The 6,405-nt window shown below is 60.5% G+C and carries 10 protein-coding genes; 3 read left to right on the top strand and 7 right to left on the bottom strand.

The features are described 5' to 3' along the window. Positions 1-251 precede the first annotated feature (251 nt). The 5 genes from ada to HFK74_RS28965 all read right to left on the bottom strand — a co-directional run bounded on the left by ada (position 252) and on the right by HFK74_RS28965 (position 3,405). Entirely contained in the window at positions 252-1,316 is a 1,065-nt protein-coding gene (gene ada / locus HFK74_RS28985) for a bifunctional DNA-binding transcriptional regulator/O6-methylguanine-DNA methyltransferase Ada (RefSeq protein ID WP_180206509.1), read from the bottom strand. An 87-nt stretch (positions 1,317-1,403) separates the two neighbouring features. Continuing rightward, complete coding sequence (gene alkB / locus HFK74_RS28980; protein ID WP_180206510.1) at positions 1,404-2,069, bottom strand: DNA oxidative demethylase AlkB; 666 nt, start codon at positions 2,067-2,069, stop codon at positions 1,404-1,406. A gap of 5 nt (positions 2,070-2,074) precedes the next feature. Next, complete coding sequence (locus HFK74_RS28975; RefSeq protein WP_180206508.1) at positions 2,075-2,779, bottom strand: 2OG-Fe(II) oxygenase; 705 nt, start codon at positions 2,777-2,779, stop codon at positions 2,075-2,077. 120 nt (positions 2,780-2,899) lie between these two features. Further along, positions 2,900-3,067: a hypothetical protein gene (locus HFK74_RS28970; protein WP_162135948.1), complete on the bottom strand. Its 168-nt coding sequence runs from the start codon at positions 3,065-3,067 to the stop codon at positions 2,900-2,902. 35 nt (positions 3,068-3,102) lie between these two features. Continuing rightward, positions 3,103-3,405, bottom strand: coding sequence for a DUF1883 domain-containing protein (locus HFK74_RS28965; protein ID WP_008065357.1), 303 nt, complete (start codon positions 3,403-3,405; stop codon positions 3,103-3,105). Positions 3,406-3,616: 211 nt separating this feature from the next. Here HFK74_RS28965 and HFK74_RS28960 point away from each other — a divergent pair, with 211 nt between their 5' ends. Together HFK74_RS28960 and HFK74_RS28955 are read left to right on the top strand one after the other, a co-directional pair. Next, positions 3,617-3,973, top strand: a complete 357-nt coding sequence (locus HFK74_RS28960) for a hypothetical protein (protein ID WP_180206507.1) — start codon at positions 3,617-3,619, stop codon at positions 3,971-3,973. Positions 3,974-4,045: 72 nt separating this feature from the next. Next, entirely contained in the window at positions 4,046-4,276 is a 231-nt protein-coding gene (locus tag HFK74_RS28955; RefSeq protein ID WP_180206506.1) for a hypothetical protein, read from the top strand. Positions 4,277-4,287: 11 nt separating this feature from the next. Here the strand turns inward: HFK74_RS28955 and HFK74_RS28950 are convergent, their stop codons facing one another. Further along, entirely contained in the window at positions 4,288-4,569 is a 282-nt protein-coding gene (locus tag HFK74_RS28950; RefSeq protein ID WP_180206505.1) for a hypothetical protein, read from the bottom strand. Positions 4,570-4,700: 131 nt separating this feature from the next. Continuing rightward, a complete protein-coding gene (locus tag HFK74_RS28945) occupies positions 4,701-4,889 on the bottom strand; it encodes a hypothetical protein (RefSeq protein ID WP_180206504.1) in 189 nt (62 codons plus the stop codon). Between the two features lie 293 nt (positions 4,890-5,182). On the opposite strand from HFK74_RS28945, the gene galU reads away from it, so the two are divergent. Continuing rightward, positions 5,183-6,022 carry a UTP--glucose-1-phosphate uridylyltransferase GalU gene (gene galU, locus HFK74_RS28940; RefSeq protein ID WP_008065368.1) on the top strand — a complete coding sequence of 280 codons (840 nt, stop codon included), beginning with the start codon at positions 5,183-5,185 and terminating at the stop codon, positions 6,020-6,022. Positions 6,023-6,405 lie beyond the last annotated feature (383 nt).

Below are 6,405 nucleotides of genomic sequence, written 5' to 3'. Positions count from 1 at the left end.
GCCGGCAAGCCGGCTCCTACAGGGCGCGCAGCATCTTTCGATGTCAGGGCTTCTCCCGCTCCGCGACTGTTGGCTGGGCAGTTGCGGGGGCGAGTGGTGGTGGATGTGAATCGCTGATCACGGATCTACGCCTGACACACAACATTGTAGGAGCTGGCTTGCCAGCGAAGGCGTCCTTGAATTTTGCAATGATCTTTCGGGCGCCTTTGCCGGCAAGCCGGCTCCTACAGGGAGCGCGGCATCTCTCGATGTCAGGGCTTCTCCCGCTCCAGCAATTGCCGCTTACGCTCCACACCCCAGCGATACCCCGACAGATTGCCATCGCTGCGCACCACACGGTGACAGGGGATTGCCACCGCCAGACTGTTCGCGCCACAGGCTTGTGCCACTGCGCGTACAGCCTTGGGGTTGCCGATGCGCTGGGCGATGTCGGCGTAGCTGGCGGTGCTGCCGGCGGGTATTTCCCGCAGGGCTTGCCAGACCCGCTCCTGAAACGCCGTACCGCGCACATCCAGCGGCAAGTCCAGGCCCAGGGCCGGGGCTTCGATGAAGCCCACGACTCGGGCGATCAACTGTTCGAAGGCCGGGTCGGCACCGATCAGGGTGGCGCGACGAAACTTGTCCTGCAGGTCGCAGACCAGTTGCTGCGGATCATCACCCAAAAGAATCGCGCAGACCCCACGCTCGCTTTGCGCCACCACAATCGCGCCGAGGGAACACTGGCCAACCGCGAAACGAATGTCGTTGTTTTGCCCCGCGGCACGGTAATCAGTGGGTTTCATTCCCAGCACCTGGTCCGCCGCCTCATAGAAACGGCTGTTGGAGTTGAAACCGGCGTCGTACAACGCATCGGTGACCGAGCGACCATCCGCCAGCCGCTCGCGCATGCGGCGCGAACGATGGGCCGCGGCATAGCCTCTGGGTGTCAGGCCGGTCACGGACTTGAACACCCGATGGAAATGAAAACTGCTCAGTCCTGCCGCTTGCGCCAGCTCGTTCAGCGCGGGCAGCGCCTCGGCGGTTTCGATCTGGCGGCACGCGGCGGCCACGGTGGCAGCATGTTGCGCGGCGACCGCGCTTTGATCCTTTGCTGCGCGCTTGCTTGGACGATAACCCGCGGCCTGGGCCAGTTCAGCGCTGTCGAAGAATTCGACATTCTGCGGTTTCGGCAAGCGCGAGAGGCTGCTGGGATTGCAGTAGATTCCGGTGGTTTTCACCGCATAGACGAACTGCCCGTCCGCCTGTGGGTCGCGGGCGATCACCGCGGCCCAGCGTGGATCGTTTTCGGTGCTGCTTGTTGTCGATTGGCTTGTCATGGCGTTACATCCGTTGACCTGTTTGCCGCAGATTAACCACCGGCCGGTACGTCCACACTCCGGCGCTTGCGGTCAAACTCCACGGCCTCACCGCGCGGTCCGAAAAGTGAAGTTGATGCGCTGTTCGCCCAGGCGCGGGTGTTGGCCATCCTTGATCGGCAGGACGCCGTGATAACGCAAGCGATCCACGCCGCCCCAGACCACGATGTCGCCATGCAGCAACGGCACCCGCTGGCTTTTGTCACTGCGTGCGAAGCCGCCGAACAGGAACATCGCGGGCAACCCCAGCGATACCGAAACGATAGGCGCAGCGTAGGATTTTTCGTCCTTGTCCTGGTGCAAGGACATTTTCGCCCCAGGCACATAGCGATTGATCAGGCAGGAATCCGGCACGAAATCGGCAAATCCCGCCTCCCGTGCCGCCGCCTGGGCCAGCTGGAAAAACACCTCGGGCATGGGTGGCCAGGGCAGGCCGGTCAGGGGATCGTCGCGGGTGTAGCGATAACCGCTGCGGTCGGTGGTCCAGCCCCAGGTGCCGCAACTGCTCAGGGCCACCGACATGGTGAAGCCGCCAGGAGTGACCATTTGCCGGAACGGTGCGGCCGCCAGCACGGCCTCCAGTGCCGGCAGCAAACGTTCCAGCCAGGGCAGGGCAAAGCCTCTGAGAACGTAGGATTGTTCCCCAATCTGCTCGCGTCGGCGCGCTTGCTCGGGCTCGGCGTCGGCAAACAGGTCCAGGGTGGTCGGGTTCATGGTGCTCATGATGCGTCGTGAAAGATGATCCCAAGGGTATGCCGTTTTCCGCTGTGCAGGCGACTGACGCCGTGGCGCAGGGTCACCCGATAGTAACCGCGCACGCCTTTGACCGGGCGCTGGTTGACCGCGAAGATCAGGCCGTCGCCCTTTTTCAGACCGATGACCTGTGGGCGCGACTGCATGCGTGGGCGCTGCTCGGTGAGCACGAACTCACCGCCGGTGAAATCTTCCCCAGGCTCTGACAGAAGAATCGCCACCTGCAGCGGGAAGACATGCTCGCCATACAGATCCTGGTGCAGGCAGTTGTAGTCCTGTGGGCCGTATTGCAGCAACAAGGGAGTAGGACGCTGCTGGCCGGCGGCATGGCAACGGTCGAGAAAGGCCGGGAGACTGTCGGGGAAACGGCTCGGCAGGTCCATCTGCGCATGCCAGCGATTGGCGATCGGCACCAAGCGCGGGTACAGCGCACTGCGCAGGCGGGCCACCAGTGGCGGCAAGGGGTAGTCGAAATACTTGTACTCGCCACGGCCGAAACCGTGGCGGGCCATGATCACGTGGGAGCGAAAGCCTTCGGATTGGCCGTACAAGGCGCTGATCCGGTCACAGGCCTTGTGGCTCAACAGCGACGCGATGACCGCGCAGCCGTCCTCGTCGAGTTGCTGTTCCAGCAGGGGCCAGTCCAGCCTGTCCAGGTATTGCTCGCTCATTGCCGGGCCCTCAGGTGATTGAGGTGGCGAGACTAAGGGGCATGACGAATGCAAACACTCCGACACTTGCGGTCGAATATCGCCAGGGAGCGGACGTCCAGGTTGTCGCTCCAGATGATGTTACAGCGCTTTGCTGACGCTGATGTCGCTGATGACGTCCTCGCCGCCATGCAGGGCGTCCAGTGCGGCTTTGGCTTCTTCTGCGGTGCCGTTTTCCAGCTGGGCAAATTCGAAGCGGCGTTCGCCATTGAGTTTGTACTTGATGACGTATTTGGTCGTCTGGGCCACGGTCATACCTGTCTGTCTGCGTATTGAGGCGTTGCTCAGCTCAGTTTCGAGCTGGAGCGGCGGATGATCTTGATCGAGTGGGTCAGGGTCGGCTTGCGCGTCACGCTGATCGGCCGGCGGTTGACCGTGTCGATGGTGATGTTCCAGAACCCGGTGCTCGGCGCCGTGATGCGAGCCGGGAAGGTGTCGAACGCGCCGCCGTGATAGGTGTGACGACCGCCATTCTTGAAGCTGCGGAAGTTGGCGTCGTTCATCAAGCGAATGTTGCACGTTTGCGAGCATTGAATGACGACGATGTCGTCTTCGTTGAGGTGCTCGCGCTGGTGGATAAATTTCATGGGGCGCCTCCAGAAGGGCTTTTTCTACAAAATCAAAACGATAGCATGGGCGATTGGCGCAGTTTATCAGCCCCGGGGCGTTATTATCCGGCTGTGCGGGCCCGGTTGGGCAATAAAAACGCATATAACGCACGCCTGGGAAGAAAAAAGCAGTGGGGCCCGGAGAAAACCCGTGTTTGTGCTGTCGGAGGGTCTTTAACGGAGGTTTTGTATGAAGTGGGGCATGTGTGGCTTGCCGTGGGTCCTGGCAATCAGTGGTTGTGCAAGTGTCTCGGAGATCAACCAGACGCTGCCGACCATGAATGTGATTTCAGGCAAGAAGCCCCATGAGTACGCCCAGTGCCTGAGCGAAAAGCTCGCCGACAGCCGTGGCGCCTTGCAGATCGAGGAGCAGAAAGACGGGGTGCGGGTGATCGTGCCGCAGAAGCTTTCCTCGGGGCCGGCCGCGGTGTTCGATATCGAGGAGCGCTCCGGGGGCAGCAGCATCAAGTTGCATGAGCGCATCTCCAACGTGCCGATACGCCCCTTCGACGTGCGTGATGCCGCCACGGTGTGCATTTCCGGCTGATAGACTGTCGAGCGTCAGCACCAATGCCGTCAAAGCGACCCTTTGGCGGCATTGTCATTTCTGGAGTCGAACATGAAGCGAGAGCAGGTACGGGAGCGGCACGCAGAGGGTCAAATCTGCGCCACCCATGTGATTCAGAACCCGGCGAATCCGGGAGAGTGGATCGTGTTTTTCAAGAAAAGCGCCGGGCGCAGTTTTTTCCTGGTGGACGATAGCGACGAAGTCGAGTCCTTCAGCAGTCTCGACGAACTGGTCGAGATCGTGCGCGGCCTGGGGATCAAGTTCGCGGAAATCCACATGTAGGGCACCACGCCCTATTTGCAGACCACCACCACGCTACGGTTCTTGTAGTTGCCAACGTCGACACCCAGGGTCTTGTCGCTTTCCTCGGGGGCGGGTGAGCCGTCAGTGCCGACGATGCGGTAGCCGGTGCCGGCGCAGGAGGCATCGGCCTTTTCATAACAGCTCGCCCAGGAATTGGCCTCGCCGGAACAGTCGATGGCCAGGCCTTGCTCGCCATTGTTCAGGTAAGTGGTTTCAGAAGTGGCGCAGCCACCGAGGGCCATAACCGCAATCAGCGGCAAAAATTTGGTCATGTCGTTGTCGTCGTCAGGATGAGGGGCAAAGCCTGTGACAGCGCGGTTGGCAAAAGGTTATAGCCAAAGGCCACTTCTTGCCGGTATTCGCAAAAAAAAGCCCTGCACCAGGGCAGGGCGTCAGGCATGGCTCAGTTCTTGTCCTTGCCCCGTCGTTTGGGTGCCGGGTGTTCCAGCTGCAACACCGATGCCACTTCGATCGCCATGGCTTCGGACGGGAAAGGACCGACAGTGTTCTCAGTGCCAACGCCGGTTACCCACCACTGGCCGTCTTTGGCCTTGTTGATCAGGAACCCGTTGACGCTTTTTGCTTCTGACATCTAATTGCCTCGTTGGCTGGATCAATGGGCGCCATGATACCGCCAAATGCACCGTTCGGGTGCCGATGGATGCGAGTTGGTGCGCTTGCCCATGGGTTGACTCAGCGTGCAAACCTGGCGGACTCTGCTATCAATAACAGGCTGTTGATCCATTGGCGGCGCTCGCTGCGGAACTAATGGCAAGAATATTTCTCTATGATGGCATCGGTTAGCCAGCGCGGGGCATTGTAAGGTGCACGCCGCCTGATTAGACTGCGCCGAAACTCGTACACACAGCCCTTTCAAGGACTTTTATGATCAAGAAATGCTTGTTTCCAGCAGCCGGTTACGGCACTCGCTTCCTGCCAGCGACTAAAGCCATGCCCAAGGAAATGCTGCCGGTGGTAAACAAGCCACTGATCCAGTACGGCGTCGAAGAAGCACTGGACGCCGGGCTGACGGAAATCTCCATCGTCACCGGTCGTGGCAAGCGCGCCCTGGAAGACCATTTCGACATCAGCTACGAGCTGGAAAACCAGATCAAGGGCACCGACAAGGAAAAGTACCTGGTCGGCATCCGCAAGCTGCTCGATAACTGCTCGTTCTCCTACACCCGCCAGACCGAAATGAAAGGCCTGGGCCACGCGATTCTCACCGGCCGTCCGCTGATCGGCGACGAACCCTTCGCCGTGGTGTTGGCGGACGACCTGTGCGTGAACCTCGAAGGCGACGGCGTACTGACCCAGATGGTCAAGCTGTACAAGCAGTTCCGCTGCTCGATCGTGGCCATCCAGGAAGTCGACCCGCAAGAGACCAACAAGTACGGCGTGATCGCCGGCGAGATGATCCGCGACGACATCTACCGCGTGCACAGCATGGTGGAAAAACCAAAACCTGAAGATGCGCCGTCGAACCTGGCCATCATCGGTCGCTATATCCTGACCCCGGACATCTTCGACCTGATCGAACAGACCGAGCCAGGCAAGGGCGGCGAAATCCAGATCACCGACGCCCTGATGAAACAGGCCCAGAACGGCTGCGTCATGGCCTACAAGTTCAAGGGCAAGCGTTTCGACTGCGGCGGCGCCGAAGGCTACATCGACGCGACCAACTTCTGCTTCGAGAACTTCTACAAGACGGGCAAGGCTTACTGATAGCGCCCCAGCCGCTTGTATTGAAAAGCGACGTTCGCCAGCTGTCATGGTGAAGGTTAAACAAACGCCCCGACTTGATCGGGGCGTTTGTTTTTGTGTGCGCTAAAAAGGCGCCTGATTTCCTGTAGGAGCCCGGCTTGCCGGCGAAGGCGTCCTGACATTCGATGGTTGTCTTTCAGGTGTACATATCCATTCCTGCGGTAACGGCCACTTAGGGTTTCGCCCTTACGGCGAGTCACTTGGAAAAACGGAACGCCGCCCGGCCCTAAGTAACCAAGGGCTCTTGCCCCTGGCGTTCGGTGCCTCGCTAAGGCTCGGCATCCGCTCGCTCCGGTCCTGCTCCGTGGGCCCGCCGCGATGGGCCATCCATGGCCCAGCGCGGC

This window comes from Pseudomonas sp. SbOxS1 (genome assembly GCF_013416725.1).
Taxonomy (GTDB): Bacteria; Pseudomonadota; Gammaproteobacteria; order Pseudomonadales; family Pseudomonadaceae; genus Aquipseudomonas.
This window is presented reverse-complemented; position numbering and strand designations above follow the sequence as displayed.